Annotated in this window: 12 protein-coding genes; 9 read left to right on the top strand and 3 right to left on the bottom strand. The window is 62.8% G+C overall.

Annotated features, from left to right (window positions below):
- The first annotated feature begins 79 nt into the window (after window positions 1-79).
- Window positions 80-1,252, top strand: coding sequence for an acetylornithine deacetylase (gene argE / locus GYH29_RS12460; protein ID WP_019100136.1), 1,173 nt, complete (start codon window positions 80-82; stop codon window positions 1,250-1,252).
- Window positions 1,253-1,437: 185 nt separating this feature from the next.
- A complete protein-coding gene (locus tag GYH29_RS12455) occupies window positions 1,438-2,826 on the top strand; it encodes a sodium-dependent transporter (protein ID WP_019100135.1) in 1,389 nt (462 codons plus the stop codon).
- A 216-nt stretch (window positions 2,827-3,042) separates the two neighbouring features.
- Here GYH29_RS12455 and GYH29_RS12450 read toward each other — a convergent pair whose 3' ends face one another.
- Entirely contained in the window at window positions 3,043-3,321 is a 279-nt protein-coding gene (locus tag GYH29_RS12450; RefSeq protein WP_019100134.1) for a hypothetical protein, read from the bottom strand.
- 222 nt (window positions 3,322-3,543) lie between these two features.
- On the opposite strand from GYH29_RS12450, the gene GYH29_RS12445 reads away from it, so the two are divergent.
- The 4 genes from GYH29_RS12445 (at window position 3,544) to GYH29_RS12430 (ending at window position 9,163) form a co-directional block, all read left to right on the top strand.
- Entirely contained in the window at window positions 3,544-4,743 is a 1,200-nt protein-coding gene (locus GYH29_RS12445) for an amino acid aminotransferase (RefSeq protein WP_269473811.1), read from the top strand.
- A 95-nt stretch (window positions 4,744-4,838) separates the two neighbouring features.
- Window positions 4,839-5,465 (top strand): YbhB/YbcL family Raf kinase inhibitor-like protein, encoded by a 627-nt coding sequence (locus GYH29_RS12440; RefSeq protein WP_114152391.1) that lies wholly within the window; start codon window positions 4,839-4,841, stop codon window positions 5,463-5,465.
- Window positions 5,466-5,688: 223 nt separating this feature from the next.
- The gene (locus GYH29_RS12435; protein WP_019100131.1) at window positions 5,689-6,036 is read left to right on the top strand and encodes a hypothetical protein; all 348 of its coding nucleotides are present in this window, start codon (window positions 5,689-5,691) and stop codon (window positions 6,034-6,036) included.
- 190 nt (window positions 6,037-6,226) lie between these two features.
- Window positions 6,227-9,163 carry a DNA translocase FtsK gene (locus tag GYH29_RS12430; protein ID WP_408610147.1) on the top strand — a complete coding sequence of 979 codons (2,937 nt, stop codon included), beginning with the start codon at window positions 6,227-6,229 and terminating at the stop codon, window positions 9,161-9,163.
- 76 nt (window positions 9,164-9,239) lie between these two features.
- Here the strand turns inward: GYH29_RS12430 and GYH29_RS25050 are convergent, their stop codons facing one another.
- Window positions 9,240-9,374, bottom strand: a complete 135-nt coding sequence (locus tag GYH29_RS25050; protein ID WP_269473790.1) for a hypothetical protein — start codon at window positions 9,372-9,374, stop codon at window positions 9,240-9,242.
- A 158-nt stretch (window positions 9,375-9,532) separates the two neighbouring features.
- Window positions 9,533-10,717: a vWA domain-containing protein gene (locus tag GYH29_RS12425; RefSeq protein WP_161523840.1), complete on the bottom strand. Its 1,185-nt coding sequence runs from the start codon at window positions 10,715-10,717 to the stop codon at window positions 9,533-9,535.
- 102 nt (window positions 10,718-10,819) lie between these two features.
- Here GYH29_RS12425 and GYH29_RS12420 point away from each other — a divergent pair, with 102 nt between their 5' ends.
- From GYH29_RS12420 to GYH29_RS12410, 3 genes are read left to right on the top strand one after another with little or no spacing between them, the layout of a single operon-like run.
- On the top strand, window positions 10,820-12,247 hold the full coding sequence (locus GYH29_RS12420) for a coniferyl aldehyde dehydrogenase (RefSeq protein ID WP_081574487.1): 1,428 nt from the start codon (window positions 10,820-10,822) through the stop codon (window positions 12,245-12,247).
- 1 nt (window position 12,248) lies between these two features.
- Window positions 12,249-12,773 carry a hypothetical protein gene (locus GYH29_RS12415; protein WP_019100125.1) on the top strand — a complete coding sequence of 175 codons (525 nt, stop codon included), beginning with the start codon at window positions 12,249-12,251 and terminating at the stop codon, window positions 12,771-12,773.
- Window positions 12,770-14,383, top strand: coding sequence for a GMC family oxidoreductase (locus GYH29_RS12410; protein ID WP_107732616.1), 1,614 nt, complete (start codon window positions 12,770-12,772; stop codon window positions 14,381-14,383). The genes GYH29_RS12415 and GYH29_RS12410 overlap by 4 nt, the downstream gene beginning before the upstream one ends.
- Window positions 14,384-14,418: the final 35 nt, after the last annotated feature.

The raw sequence follows: 14,418 nt of genomic DNA, 5'->3' as shown, positions 1-14,418 counted from the left end.
GTTGGTTGCCGAAGCTTGGCCGCGCAGGCAGACTGGGCGGCATCTATCTCAAATACCGCGGCAAGCGTGGGAGTGTGTAATGACTCAATCAGCGCAAGAACTGTTGGCGGAACTGGTCCGCTTCGACACTACCAGCCGGCATTCCAATTTGCAGCTGATCGAATGGGTGCGCGCTTATCTGCTGAAACTGGGCGTGGAGTCGACGTTGACCTTTAACGACGATGGCGGCAAGGCCAATCTGTTTGCCCGCATCGGTGCGCCCGAAACGCCGTTGGTGGTCTTGTCCGGGCATAGCGACGTGGTGCCGGTGGATGGCCAGGTCTGGAGTAGCGATCCCTTCGTTTTGACTGACAAAGGAGAAGGGCGGCTGTATGGCCGCGGATCCGCCGACATGAAGGGCTTCATCGCCTGCGTGCTGTCGCTGGCGCCCTGGTTCGTCGAGCTGGCCCAGCGCGGAAGTTTAAGGCAGGGCATAGGCATCGCGCTGTCGTACGACGAGGAAGTCGGCTGCCTGGGCGTGGGGCGTCTGATAGACCGATTAGCGGCGGACGGAGTGAAGGTGTCCGGCTGCATCGTCGGCGAGCCCACCAGCATGCAGCCGGTGATCGCGCACAAAGGCATCGCCCATTTTCTGTGCAAGGTCCGAGGCCGCGCGGCGCATTCCTCCCTAACGCCGCAAGGCGTCAACGCTATCGAGTTCGCGGCGCGACTGATTACCCATATTCGCAAGCTGGCCGATGCGGAGGCTTCGTTTGGTCATCGCCAGGCCTTATATGATGTGCCGTTCACCACCTTGCAGACCGGCACCATCCATGGCGGCACCGCTTGCAATATCGTGCCCAAGGATTGCGAGTTCATGTTCGAGTGCCGCTGGCTGCCGGGCGACGGACCTGAACGTTTTGTCAGCTCTGTCCGGGACTACGCGGCCACCTTGCTGTTGGAGATGAGGGAGGTGGCGCCGGAGGCGGAGATAGAGATTGAGCAGGTGGTGTACAGCCCGGCCTTCGAGTCGTCGGAAAACAGCGAGGTGCGCCGCACTGTGGCGCGCTTGTGCGGCTGCGACGGCGGCAAGGGCGTTGCCTACACCACCGAGGCGGGCCTGTTCAGCGAGGCCGGCATCGCCTGCGTGGTGCTGGGGCCTGGCAACATCGAACAGGCTCACCGGCCCGATGAATACATCGAGATTGAACAACTGGAGCGGTGCGTGGCCTGGTTGCGGCGTTTAGGGGATGAGCTGGCGCAAAAAGCATGAAGATTTTTTTGCGCTGATGGCCGAATAGCAGCAAAATCGCTGCCGGCGACAAGCCGAACACTCAAGTTGCCCGCCAGGGGGATCCCTTAGGCGGGCTTGTTTTATGGTGGCGTTAGAAGCCGCTCAACGTCCGGTCCAAAGGGGCTGGGGGCGTTGGCGCGGCGGTTGTCAGAAAGAAAAAATAAATGAGTCAGAACGTGGGATCTGTGCGGCAGGGAGGCGCGGCCAAGTCGCGAGACGGCTTCACCTCCAGCTTTGGCGTATTGGCTGCGACTCTCGGTTCCGCCGTGGGTCTCGGCAATATCTGGAAGTTTCCTTATCTGACCGGCACCAATGGCGGCGCCGGTTTTTTGGTGGTGTACGTGCTGGCCACATTGCTGGTGGGCCTGCCGGTGATGATCGCCGAGATCATGCTGGGTCGCAAAGCCAAGACCGATGCGGTAACGGCGATGAAGACGCTGGCGCCCGCCGGCCAGCCGTGGTGGCTGATCAGCGCCTTCGGCGTGCTGGCCGCCTTCCTGATTATGGCCTTCTATTCGGAAGTGGCGGCCTGGGTGTTCGCCTACGTGTTCAAATCCTTGGGCGGAGGCTTATTGTCCAGCGACCCCAAGGCCACCTCGCAGGCGTTCAGCGCGCTGATTTCCGATCCGTTGCAGTCCTTGCTGTGGCAATGGCTGGTTTTACTGTTGATCGGCGGCATTCTGCTGATGGGCGTGTCCAAAGGCATTGAGGCGGTGACCAAGAAGCTGATGCCCTTGTTGTTCCTGTTGTTGTTGGTGATCGGCGCGCGCAGCCTGATGCTGCCCGGCGCGGCCAAAGGGTTGGACTTCCTGTTTACCCCCGATTTTTCCAAGATCAGCGGCGCGGTGGTGCTGACCGCGGTGGGCTTGGCCTTCTTCAAGCTGTCCATTGGCATGGGCACCATGATCACCTACGGTAGCTATTTCCGCGATGATCAAAACATCCCCGTCACCACATTCAGGGTGATGTGCGCGGATTTGTTTGTTTCCATTCTGGCCGGCATCGCCATTTTCCCCGCCGTGTTCGCTTTCGGCTTCGAGCCGGCGGCCGGGCCGTCGCTGTTGTTCATCACAATTCCGGCGGTATTCGCCAGCATGCCGCTGGGCAATGTGTTCATGGTGGCCTTCTTCGTGCTTGCCGCGATCGCGGCCACCGGCGCGATGTTGTCCATCCTGGAGGTGCCGGTATCGGTTTTCAGCGAACGCTTCGGCATCAGCCGAGTCAAGGCCACCGTGATCAATTTGCTGCTGTTGGCCTTGGTGGGGGCGGGCTGCGCCTTGTCCAACAGTACGCTGTCCGGCTTCAAGCCTTTCGGCATGACCTTGTTTGATCTGTTCGACTTTGTGACTTCTAACCTGCTGATGCCTTTGGGTGGCATCTTCCTTTGCCTGTTCGTTGGCTGGGTATGGGGTTTCGAACGGTTGAAGCAGGCGTTGAGCAATGAGGGCGAGCTGAAGAACGAGGGCTTGTTGGAGGCGCTGTTCTTCGTGTTGCGCTATGTGTCGCCGCTGTTGATTCTGGTGGTGATGCTCAAGGGCCTGGGCGTGATCTGAGAACCTGTTCGCGATCTGCGCGTCAACGATGCGGCGTTGAAACCGGCTTCGAAATACTCATGTGCCACGGGTGCATTCGCTTTCTCGGTCTTTTTCGCCTTAGCTCGCGAGATCGTCGGCTCGTTCTGAGCCGCGGCTCAGGCGCGCCTCGGATGCTGAGCGGAACGCAAACAGAAAAGGAGCCAACAGGCTCCTTTTCTATTTTTGCGCAAGCGGTCAGGGCTGGGCGACGTCGTCTTCCGGTATCACCACTGGCGGAGGCGTGAAGCCATTTATTTCTCGGGCGTTTTTTTCCAGTAGCAGCACAATGCTGGTGTTGAGCGCGCCGAAGGCCCAGCTAATCAGGAAAAACACCGAGTAGGCCGAGAGTTTGTCGTTGAAGAGGATTTTGCCGTGCAGACTGAGCTCGGCAGGGTCGAAAATGGAAAAGAATACCCCTGTCGCCAAGATGGCGATGATGAAGGAGGGCCAGAACAGCAAGATGCCTGTTTTCATGAGTCATGCTCCTGTGGCTGCCGCAACGGAATGCTTGGGTGGCTGGTGTCAGGGTAATGGCCGGGCGTCGCGCTGTCAAAACGCTGCGGCGACGGATGGCGGCCCGGAGAACGGCTCTCCATGTTAGACTGTGGCCATCCGGTTTTTCTTGTCCAGCCGGCCAGGGCGCGCGCTTTTGGCCGGTTGTTGCGTAAAGTAATGGAGCCTTGCATGACCTCTTCGATCTTCTCCGCCGTAGAACTGGCGCCGCGCGACCCTATCCTGGGCCTGAACGAAGCATTCAACGCCGATACCCGCACCACTAAGGTGAATCTGGGCGTCGGCGTGTATTCCGACGACAACGGCAAGATCCCGCTGCTGGCGGCGGTGAAGGCCGCGGAGAAGGCTCGTCTTGAAACCATGCCGCCGCGCGGCTACCAGCCGATCGAAGGCGCTCAGGCTTACGACAGCGCGGTGCAGAACCTGTTGTTCGGCGTGGACAGCGAGTTGATCAAGGCAGGGCAGGTGGTGACCGCTCAGGCCTTGGGCGGCACAGGCGCCTTGAAAATCGGCGCGGACTTTCTGAAGCGCCTGAATCCGGCGGCCAAGGTCTACATCAGCAACCCGAGCTGGGAAAACCACCGCGCGCTGTTTGAGTCCGCTGGCTTCGAAGTGGAAAACTACCCGTATTACGACGCGGCCACCCGCGGCGTCGATTTCGATGGCATGCGCGCTTTCCTCGCGCAGCTGCCGGCCGGTTCCGTGATTGTGCTGCACGCCTGCTGCCACAACCCCACCGGCGCCGACCTGTCTGACGCGCAATGGGCCGAGGTGGTGCAAGTTTGCCGCGAGCGCGGCCTGGTTCCCTTCCTGGATATGGCCTACCAGGGCTTTGCCGACGGCATCGACGCCGACGCCGTGGCCGTGCGCCTGTTCTCGGCCTCCGGCCTGCAGTTCTTCGTGTCCAGCTCCTTCTCCAAGAGCTTCTCGTTGTACGGCGAGCGCGTGGGCGCTTTGTCCATCGTCACCGCCGGCAAGGAAGAGTCCGCGCGCGTGCTGTCCCAACTGAAGCGTGTGATCCGCACCAACTATTCCAACCCGCCGATTCACGGCGGCGCGGTGGTGGCCGCGGTGCTGTCCAATCCGGAACTGCGCCAGCTGTGGGAAGACGAGCTGGCCGGCATGCGCGATCGCATTCGCGCGATGCGCGTCGGCTTGGTCGAGGCGATCAAGGCCGAAGGCGTGGCTCAGGACTTCTCCTTTGTCGCCCAGCAGCGCGGCATGTTCTCTTATACCGGCCTGAGCGCGGCCCAGGTGGAGCGCCTGCGCGCCGACTTCGGCATCTACGCCGTATCCACCGGCCGCATCTGCCTGGCGGCGTTGAACAGCAAGAACCTGGCCTATGTGGCTTCCGCCATCGCTCAGGTGGTGAAAGCGGGCTAAGCCTGGCCGGTTTTGTTATCAAGCATCGCCAAAGCCCCGCCTGTCGGGGCTTTTTTCAATCGGCCGATCGCCGGCCGTAGTCAAGGAGCAGATTCATGCAATTGCACAGCCGCAGCTTTCAAGACGGGGAACGCATTCCGGGCCGCCTGGCCTTCTGCGTGCCGGACGCGGGCAGCCATGTGGCGCTGTCCGACAACCTCAACCCGCATCTGACCTGGAGCGGGGCGCCGGCGGGGACGCGCTCGTATGCGTTGGTCTGCCATGATCCGGACGTGCCGTCGCGCGGAGACGACGTCAATCAGGAGGGGAGGGAAGTGCCGGCGGATCTGCCGCGAGTGGACTTCTATCACTGGCTGCTATTGGATATCCCCGCGGGACAGAACGAGATCGCCGAGGGCGGCCACAGCGCGGGTGTGGTCGCGCGCGGCAAGAGCGGTCCGGGAGCCCCGGGCGGTTTGCGTCACGGCGTCAATGACTACACCGGCTGGTTCGCCGGGGATGCGGCGATGGCGGGGGACTATTACGGTTACGATGGTCCCTGCCCGCCGTGGAACGACAGCCTAGAGCATCGCTACGTCTTCACCGTATACGCTTTGGACGTGGCCAGCCTGCCGGTGGCCGGGGCGCTGACGCCGGCCAACATCATGGCGGCCATCGACGGCCATGTGCTCGCATCGGCAAGCCTGACCGGGCGCTATACGCTGAATCCGCGTTTGCTGTAACCGTTCCGCAATGTAAGTAAGTGGCAAAAAGGACAGTTTGTCTCTCTCCCAACGCAGAGGCTTCTGGCAAGGGATTGCAGTGAGCCAATGAAATGCAGCATGATGTTGCGGCGTTTACCGTCTCCGCGGCTGATTTGCTTAGGCGGCCGCGTCCATGCGGCGCTTTGAACCGCGGCCGGCCAAAAGCGGCAAACGATAACAACATCAAAGGGGATTAACTGTCATGGTTGCAAACACTGTTAAAGACAAGCTGCCGGCCGCCGTGTTGGCGACGGGGGCTTTTGACGCGGACGACGCCGATGTGCGCAACAATCTGGGGCTGATGGGTTTGTTGGATGTGAATTCGGGCGATGGCCGTTATCGCCTGACCGCAACGCTGGAGCCGGAGGTTGAAGGCGTGGACGATGTTCAGGCCTGGGTTTTGGAAATGGAGCTTGTGACTTTGGCCACTGGGCAGGTTTTGCGTTGCAAACAGGCCGGCGTCGCCTACGCCGGACCTGCGCCGGGGAGTCATCTGCGCCGCCTATTGGCCAACGGCCAACTGCAGGGGTACTTGCAACTGGCCGCCTAGTCTGATTTCGCCATCAGCAGGGATTAAGCCGCCGCGTCACGCTGCGGCTTAATTTTTTTCACTTACGGGCATTCATCGTCGACGAGCGCCTGCCGCGAACACTATAAAAAACGGTACAATCGCCGCAGTCGGGCCGACATTGGATTTGGGCTCGGCCGTTAATTTTCGACATCGTCAGAGGTTGTGAACTGTGTGGTTTGTGCTGTGTGTGCTGCTGTTGATGCTGGGTGCGCTGGCTTGGCTGGTGTATACCGGCCGTGTCGTCTTGTCCGAATGGACCCAAAAGCTGGATCGCTTGTTGGGCATGTCGCCGTCGGAGCGCCATGAGCCGGACTACTTCGCTGAAGAGGCCGACGCCGGATTGAGCGCAGCGGAGTCCCGAACCGGGCAGCGAACCGAACCGACGGCGTCCCGCGAAGAGGCTCCCGCCGCCGAGCCGGAGCCGGCAAGCCCCGCCGCGCCGCAGCCCTCTCCGGAGCGTGAAGCGCCTTTGGCCATGCCTGAGCGTGAAACCATCGTGTTGCCGAAACGACAGACTGCGCCGCCTCAAGCCAAGCCTGAGTTGCCTACGCTCGAACTGTCTCGAGAATATCGCAAGCGCGTGCGGCAACCGTCGGCGGATCAGCCGCAGGCCAAGGAGCTGCCAGTGATTGGCTTGCATGAGCTGCAGCATAATTTGCAGTCGGACTATCGCCGCCGTCAGGCCTCCCGGGTGCTGACGCAGAGCATCAAGGAGCAGGGCGCGTCCGCCTTGCCGATGATTGAGCCCAGCGAGGTGCGCGAGCAGTTGCGCCATATTCATTCCAAGAGGGGCAAAAGCATGGCCGCGCCCCTTCCGGCAGCCATGCGTCCGCTGACCGTCAAGCCGCAGGAGGAGGCGGAGCCGCAAATCGTGCCGCCTCCGGTGGTGCGGCATGAGTTGCCAGCCAGCGCGCGGCCGGCTCAACACGGTTGGTTGGCGCCGGCGCGGCCATCAGCGCCGCCGGTTGAGCCTGAGGTCGTCGCTTTTGCGGTTCCCGATAGCCTCGACACGCTGGCTAAGCCGGAAATCGTTGCAGCTGTGGATATGCCCGATATGCTTGCAGAGATGTCCGTGGAACTTGATGCGACGCGCCCGGAGCCAGAGGCGTTTGTAAACCCCGTGTTCGACGCGCCGCCGGGGCCAGAAGTTGCCGCTGCGGTGGATTTGTCCGAGCCAAGGCCTACGACGCCCGAGGTTGCTGTTTTAGCCGAATCGCAGACCCGCCCGTCCGAGCCGCCGCCTGCTGTCATGGCCGTAAGGACGCCAGATCCGGTTTTTGCAGAGGAGGATGCGCCGCGCGCTGCCGAGCCGGCGCCGTGGCGCTGGCCGCAGACCCGTTCGGTACTGGTGCAGGACGAAGAAAAGCCGGCCGTGGTGCAGCGCGAGAGCGTGCCGGCGGAGCCGCCTTCGGTGGCTGCCGCGGCGCAGCAACTGGCCGCCAAGCCACTGCCTTGGGTTTTGATCGAGCCCCCCGTCGCCGCGGCGCCGGATGAGGCGCCGGCGGAGAAGGCACTGCCTTGGGACGCAGCGCCTGAGTCCGGCAGTTGGGCGCAACAGGCGCAGCAGCAGGTGGAGCTGGCGGCCGAGCCGGCTCCGCCCAAGCCGCGGCCGGTATACGATGATTACGGCTTGCCGGGGCTGGATTTGTTGCGCCCGGCGGACGAGGCGACGGTGACTTGCTCGGAAGAGGAACTGCTGGAACGCGGCATCGTGATCGAGGAGAAACTGGCCGAGTTCAAGGTCAAGGTCAGCGTGGTGGACGCCTACGCCGGCCCAGTGATCACCCGCTACGAAGTGGAGCCGGCGGTAGGCGTGCGCGGCAACCAAGTGGTCAATCTAATGAAAGATTTGTCGCGCGCGCTGGGCCTGGCGGCGATCCGGGTAGTGGAAACCATACCCGGCAAGACTTGCATGGGTTTGGAGCTGCCCAATCCCAAGCGTCAGATGATCCGCTTGTCCGAGATATTCTCCTCCGAGGTATTCCAGCAACCGCGATCGCGTCTGACCCTGGCGCTGGGAAAGGACATCACCGGCCAACCGGTGGCGATGGACTTGGCCAAGGCGCCGCATTTACTTGTGGCCGGCACCACCGGCTCGGGCAAATCGGTGGGCGTCAACGCCATGATTCTGTCCATGCTCTACAAGGCGCGGCCGGACGAAGTGCGTTTCATCATGATAGATCCCAAGATGCTGGAGCTGTCGGTGTACAACGACATCCCTCACTTGCTGGCGCCCGTGGTGACTGATATGAAACTGGCCGCCAACGCGCTGAATTGGTGCGTGGGCGAGATGGAGCGCCGTTACCGGCTGATGAGCGCGCTGGGCGTGCGTAATCTGGCCGGTTACAACGACAAGGTGCGCGAGGCCGAGGCCGTGGGTCTGCGCATCGGAAATCCGTTCAGCCTGACGCCGGAAACGCCGGAGCCCTTGGAGGCGCTGCCCTTCATCGTGGTGGTGGTGGACGAGTTCGCCGACTTGATGATGGTGGCCGGCAAGAAGATCGAGGAATTGATCGCGCGTTTGGCGCAGAAGGCGCGCGCGGCCGGCATCCACTTGATCCTGGCGACTCAGCGGCCGTCGGTGGATGTGATCACCGGCCTGATCAAGGCCAATATCCCGACGCGGATCGCCTTCCAAGTGTCCAGCAAGGTGGACAGCCGCACCATTCTGGATCAGATGGGGGCGGAAAGCTTGCTGGGTCAGGGCGATATGCTGTTCCTGCCGCCGGGCACAGGCTACCCGCAGCGCGTGCACGGCGCCTTCGTCACCGACGACGAAGTGCATGCCGTCGTCGAGCATCTGAAGCAGTTTGGCGAGCCGGATTATGTCGAAGGGTTGCTGACCGGCGAGAGCGAGGCGGAGGAGGAGTCAGCCGCCGCCACGGCGAAGGCGCAGGCGGCCAGCGAGAGTGATCCGTTGTACGACGAGGCGGTTGAAATTGTGATGCGCACTCGTAAGCCGTCGATTTCCTCTGTGCAGCGCCACCTGCGCATAGGCTATAACCGCGCCGCGCGCCTGATTGAGGAAATGGAGGCCGCGGGCATCGTCAGCCCGATGGAAAGCAACGGCAACCGGACGGTGCTGGTGCCCCAGCGCGAGCTGTGAAAATCTCTGTGCGATCATAATGAAAAAGCGCGCCGGTTGCGGCGCGCTTTTTTCTTTCTTCTGCTTTGGGCGGGGGTCAGCGACGGCGCTGGTCCTGATCGTTGCGGATGTGGATCGGAGCCAGTTGGTCCTGGTCTTCCACCGGGCCGCTCAACATCTTGGCGACGACGACCACAGCGGCGATGAGGGCGAATAAAAGCAAAATTTCCATGGCATGGCTCCCCGAGGCTTGAGTACGAAGTATTGATGATGACGATTGCCGGCGAACAAGCCTGGAAGCAAACTCGTCTATGGCGGCCCCCTGTGATTTCATTCTGGAACACAAGCCGCCGCAAGCTCAAGTAATAATTTGTGTCGGAAAGTTAAAATTCAAGGCGCGCTGCGCTTTAGCGCGCGCATGGCCTGATCGATGCCCTGCAGTGTCAGCCCGTACATGCGCCCGGACATCAGCTGACGCAGCATGTGCAGCGACTGGGTGTATTCCCAGTGCGCCTCCGGCACCGGATTGAGCCAGGCGGCGTGTTTGAAGTGGCCGAGCAGGCGGCGCAGCCAGATTTCGCCGGCTTCCTGGTTCATGTGCTCGACGCTGCCGCCGGGGTAGCTGATTTCATAAGGGCTCATGGTGGCGTCGCCGACGATGATCAGCTTGTAATCGGAGCCGAAAGTGTGGATCAAGTCCCAAGTGGGGAAGGTCTGAGTGTGGCGGCGGGCGTTGTCCTTCCACACGGCTTCGTAGACGCAGTTGTGGAAATAGAAATACTCCAGATGCTTGAACTCGGACTTTACCGCCGAGAACAGCTCCTCGCAGGCCTTGACGTGATCGTCCATCGAGCCGCCGATGTCGAACAGCACCAGCACTTTGACCGCGTTGCGCAGCTCGCGCTGCATGCGCAGGTCCAACATGCCGGCCTTGCCGGCGGTGGCGGCGATGGTGGCGTCCAGGTCCAGCACTTCCTCTGCGCCGTCGCGGGCGAATTCGCGCAGCCGGCGCAGCGCGATCTTGAGATTACGGGTGCCCAGTTCGACCGAGTCGTCGAAATTGCGGAATTCGCGTTGATCCCATACCTTCACCGCGCGACGGTGGCGCGATTCGTGCTGACCGATGCGAATGCCGGCCGGATTGTAGCCGAAGGCGCCGAAGGGGCTGGTGCCGCCGGCGCCTATCCATTTATTGCCGCCCTGGTGTCGCTCCTGCTGTTCTTGCAGCCGCTGGCGCAGGGTGTCCATCAATTGCTCCCAGCCCAGCGCTTCCAGCCGGCGCTTGTCTTCTTCTGACAAGTGCTTTTCCACCTGTTTGCGCAGCCAGTCCTCCGGAATGCCTGTTTTCAGCTCGTCCAGTGTCTGCGACAGGCCTTTGAAATGCTTGCCGAACACCTGGTCGAAGCGGTCGAAGTGTTTTTCATCCTTGATGAGCGTGGTGCGCGCCAGATAGTAGAACGCGTCCACGTCGCCAAAGGCGACGCGCTTTTGCAACGCTTCCAGCAAGGTGAGGAATTCTTTCAGCGTGACCGGCAGGCCGGCGTCGCGCAGGGCGTAAAAAAAATCAATCAACATGGCGCGGCAAGAGGGTGACAGCGTGGGTGGGCGATGATATTCTTGTTTTAGAGCTACGGCTCTAAACAATCGTTCGGATACTGCTATCCTAGGGATAATACAATGAATGCCGCCGCCATGCCCATTTGCCGGGATGATCTTCTGCAAGCGGAGTTTTCCCGCCTGCATCGCCTCAGCCGGACCTCCGCGTTTCCGCCGCTGGAGCTTCGCCAGGATTGGCTCAAACGCCTGGAGAGCATGTTGCAGGAGAACCGCCAGGCTTTCGTCGACGCGATCAGTCAAGACTTTGGTCATCGCAGCGCGGTGGAAACCAGGCTGGCCGAGTTGTTCCCCTCGCTGGAGGCCATACGTTACGCGCGCCGACGGTTGCGCCGCTGGATGCGGCCGGAGCGGCGCGGAGTGTCGCTGTGGTTCCAGCCGGCCGGCAATAGCGTGATGCCGCAGCCCTTGGGCGTCATCGGCGTGGTGGTGCCATGGAACTATCCCTTGTTCTTGGCGCTAGGGCCGGTGGTGTCCGCGTTGGCGGCGGGCAACCGGGTCATGGTGAAGATGTCGGAATACACGCCGGCCACCGGCGCGCTGCTGCAGCGCCTGACCGAGCGCTATCTGGGGCCTGATGTAATCGCTGTGGTCAATGGAGACGCCCAACTGGCGCAGGATTTCACCCGGCTGCCATTCGACCATTTGTTCTTTACCGGCTCGACTTCGGTGGGCCGTCACGTGATGCGCGCGGCGGCGGAGAACCTGACGCCGGTGACGCTGGAGCTGGGCGGAAAATCGCCGGTGATCGTCGCCAGGGGCGCCGATTTACGCCACGCGGCGGAGGCCATCGTCGCCGGAAAGATGTTGAACGCCGGCCAGACCTGCGTGGCGCCGGATTATGTGCTGGTCAACGACAAGGACCGAGAGGCCTTGCTGGAAGAGTTGCGCCGCGCGGCGCGCCGGGCGTACCCAAGTTTGGCGGACAATCCCGATTACAGCGCCATCATCAACGAGCGCCATTGCCAGCGTCTGCTGCAATGGCTGGAAGAGGCGAGCGCGGCCGGCGCCGAGGTGGAGCAGATTAACCCGGCCGCGGAAGACTGGCGGCCCAGCCGCAAATTCCCGCTCACCCTGGTGCTGGGCTGCCCGCAGGACGCGACCCTGCTGCGGGAGGAGATTTTCGGGCCGATTCTGCCGGTGTTGAGTTACGACAAGTTCGACGAGGCGTTGGCCTACGTCAACGCGCGGCCGCGGCCGCTGGCCTTGTATTTATTCGACAACGATGCGCTGCGCATTGAGAAGACCTTGCGCGAAACCGTATCGGGCGGGGTGGCGATCAACGATATCGCCCTGCAGGTGGTGCAGGAGGACCTGCCTTTCGGTGGAGTCGGTCCGTCCGGCATGGGGCATTGCCACGCCAAGGAGGGCTTCATGGCGTTTTCCAAGCTCAAGCCAGTGTTCCGGCAAAGCCGCTGGGCCGGCACCGCCTTGACGCGCGCGCCTTACGGGGCCGGCGTGGAGAGGTTGTTGAAATGGATGTTGCGCTGAGATGCCGAGCCGTCGTCAGTTGCTCAAAACCGGCCTGGGCGGCGCCGTGGCTTTGGCGCTGGCCACCTTGCTGGCCTCGCCGCAGCCGGAAGGCCCGGCGGAGGGCTGGGTCGCGTCCTTGAAATTACGCGCCCTGACGCCGCTGGACGCGCAGTTGTTGGCGGCGATCGCCCCGGCCGTCTTGGGCCCGGGCGTCGCACCGCCAGAGGACGTGGTGCGCGGTGTGGATCGCGCGGTGGCCGGCTTGCCGCCCGCCATGCGGGCTGAGCTGCGTCAGTTGCTGGACCTGCTTGGCAACCCTTGGGGACGCCGCTGGATCGCCGGCGTGGCCACGCCGTGGAGGCAAGCGTCGGCGGAGGACGTCGCCGCCTTTCTGCAGCGCTGGCGAGGCAGCGCGTTTCCCTTGTTGCGTAGTGGTTACCAGGCCTTGCACCAATTGCTGAACGCGGCCTGGTACGGCAATCCGGCTAGCTGGCCGGCACTGGGCTATCGGCAGCCGGCGGCGGTGATGGAGATGCTGCCGTGAGCCGCGCTACGATACCCGACCCGGTGGCGGCCGGCGTCGCCGCGGGCTGGAAGGCGCAGGACGGCGCGACCTTGCCTGATCTGGAACTGCGGGCGGATGTCGTGATTGTCGGCAGCGGGGCCGGCGGGGGCATGGCGGCCGAGCAATTGGCCGCGGCCGGGCTGGATGTATTGCTACTGGAAGAAGGTGGTTTGTACAGCTCGCGAGACTTCCGCCTGCTGGAAGCCCAGGCCTATCCTGAGCTGTATCAGGAGTCCGCCTGTCGTAAAACAGCGGACAAGGGGATTTCCATCTTGCAGGGAAAAGCTGTTGGGGGGAGCACTGTGGTGAACTGGACCAGCTCCTTCCGCACGCCGCCGGACACCTTGAACTGGTGGCGGGAGCGGCATCGGCTGGGCGGCGTCAGCGAGGAGACGATGCGGCCGTGGTTCGAGCAGGCCGAGGCGAGGCTGGGCATCGCCGACTGGCTGCCTGATCCGAATCCCAATAACGCGGTGCTGGCCCGCGGTTGCGAGGCTTTGGGCATTGCCTACAAGCGCATCCGCCGCAATGTGCGCGGTTGCTGGAATCTGGGCTATTGCGGCATGGGCTGTCCCACCAACGCCAAACAGTCGATGCTGGTGACGGCGATACCCGCCGCGCTGGAACACGGCGCCAGGCTGATCTGCCGCGCGCGGGTTGACCGCTTGCGCGCCAATGCCGGCAGGACTCGGCTGGAGGGGGTGGAAGGACACTTTCTGGCAGCGGACGGGGTGAGCGAAACCGGACGCCGTTTCAAGGTGACGGCGGCTCAGGTGGTGCTGGCCGCCGGCGCCATCGGTTCGCCGGCCATCCTGCTGCGCAGTGGCCTGATCGATCCCGGAGGTCATACCGGGACACGGACCTTTCTACACCCCGTGCTGCTATCCGCGGCGCTGATGCCCGAGCCGGTAGAGCCGTTCAACGGCGCGCCGCAGACGGTGTACAGCGACCACTTCATGCATGAGCACGCTTTGGACGGCCCTTTGGGATACAAGCTGGAAGTGCCGCCCATCCATCCTTTGCTGGCCAGCATCACTTTCCCGGGTTTCGGCGCGGCGCAGCCGGCTTTGCTGCGTCGCTTGCCGCATCTGCACGCGACGCTGGCCTTGTTGCGGGATGGTTTCCACTCGGAAAGCCGCGGCGGCCAGGTGCGTTTGCGCGGCGACGGTTCGCCGGAGCTGGACTACCCCTTGAACGAGGTGGTGTGGGAGGGCGCGCGCCGTGCCTGGTTGAGCATGGCCGAGATTCAGTTCGCGGCCGGCGCGCGGCAGGTGCTGACGGTGCACGAGCAGGCCGGCCTGGCCCGTAGCTGGAGCGAGGCTAGGACAACGATAGCGGGGCTGGCGCTCAAGCCCTTGCTGGCCAAGGTGGTCAGCGCTCATGTGATGGGTGGGCTGGCGATGTCGGGCGACGCGGATTCCGGGGTGGTGGACGAGTGGGGACGGCATTGGCAGCTGGGCAATCTGACCGTGGTGGACGGCTCCGTGTTTCCCAGCAGCGTCGGCGCCAATCCGCAGTTGTCCGTTTACGCTTTCGCGCTGCGTTCAGTGGCGGCGCTATTGCAACGCATGCGGGGTGCGGGGGGCTGAGGCAAGAAAAAAGGGACCGCGAGGTCCCTTTTTGC

Source organism: Chromobacterium haemolyticum (assembly GCF_009936155.1).
In the GTDB taxonomy this organism is placed as follows: domain Bacteria; phylum Pseudomonadota; class Gammaproteobacteria; order Burkholderiales; family Chromobacteriaceae; genus Chromobacterium; species Chromobacterium haemolyticum.
Note: the sequence above shows the minus strand (reverse complement) of the source record. Positions and strands in the feature narration are given on the sequence as shown.

Bases quoted from the DNA above. Each gene is read 5' to 3' on its own strand.
- argE (WP_019100136.1), top strand. From the start codon at position 80: ATGACTCAATCAGCGCAAGAACTGTTGGCGGAACTGGTCCGCTTCGAC.
- GYH29_RS12455 (WP_019100135.1), top strand. From the start codon at position 1,438: ATGAGTCAGAACGTGGGATCTGTGCGGCAGGGAGGCGCGGCCAAGTCG.
- GYH29_RS12450 (WP_019100134.1), bottom strand. From the start codon at position 3,321: ATGAAAACAGGCATCTTGCTGTTCTGGCCCTCCTTCATCATCGCCATC.
- GYH29_RS12440 (WP_114152391.1), top strand. From the start codon at position 4,839: ATGCAATTGCACAGCCGCAGCTTTCAAGACGGGGAACGCATTCCGGGC.
- GYH29_RS12435 (WP_019100131.1), top strand. From the start codon at position 5,689: ATGGTTGCAAACACTGTTAAAGACAAGCTGCCGGCCGCCGTGTTGGCG.
- GYH29_RS25050 (WP_269473790.1), bottom strand. From the start codon at position 9,374: ATGGAAATTTTGCTTTTATTCGCCCTCATCGCCGCTGTGGTCGTCGTC.
- GYH29_RS12425 (WP_161523840.1), bottom strand. From the start codon at position 10,717: ATGTTGATTGATTTTTTTTACGCCCTGCGCGACGCCGGCCTGCCGGTC.
- GYH29_RS12420 (WP_081574487.1), top strand. From the start codon at position 10,820: ATGAATGCCGCCGCCATGCCCATTTGCCGGGATGATCTTCTGCAAGCG.
- GYH29_RS12415 (WP_019100125.1), top strand. From the start codon at position 12,249: ATGCCGAGCCGTCGTCAGTTGCTCAAAACCGGCCTGGGCGGCGCCGTG.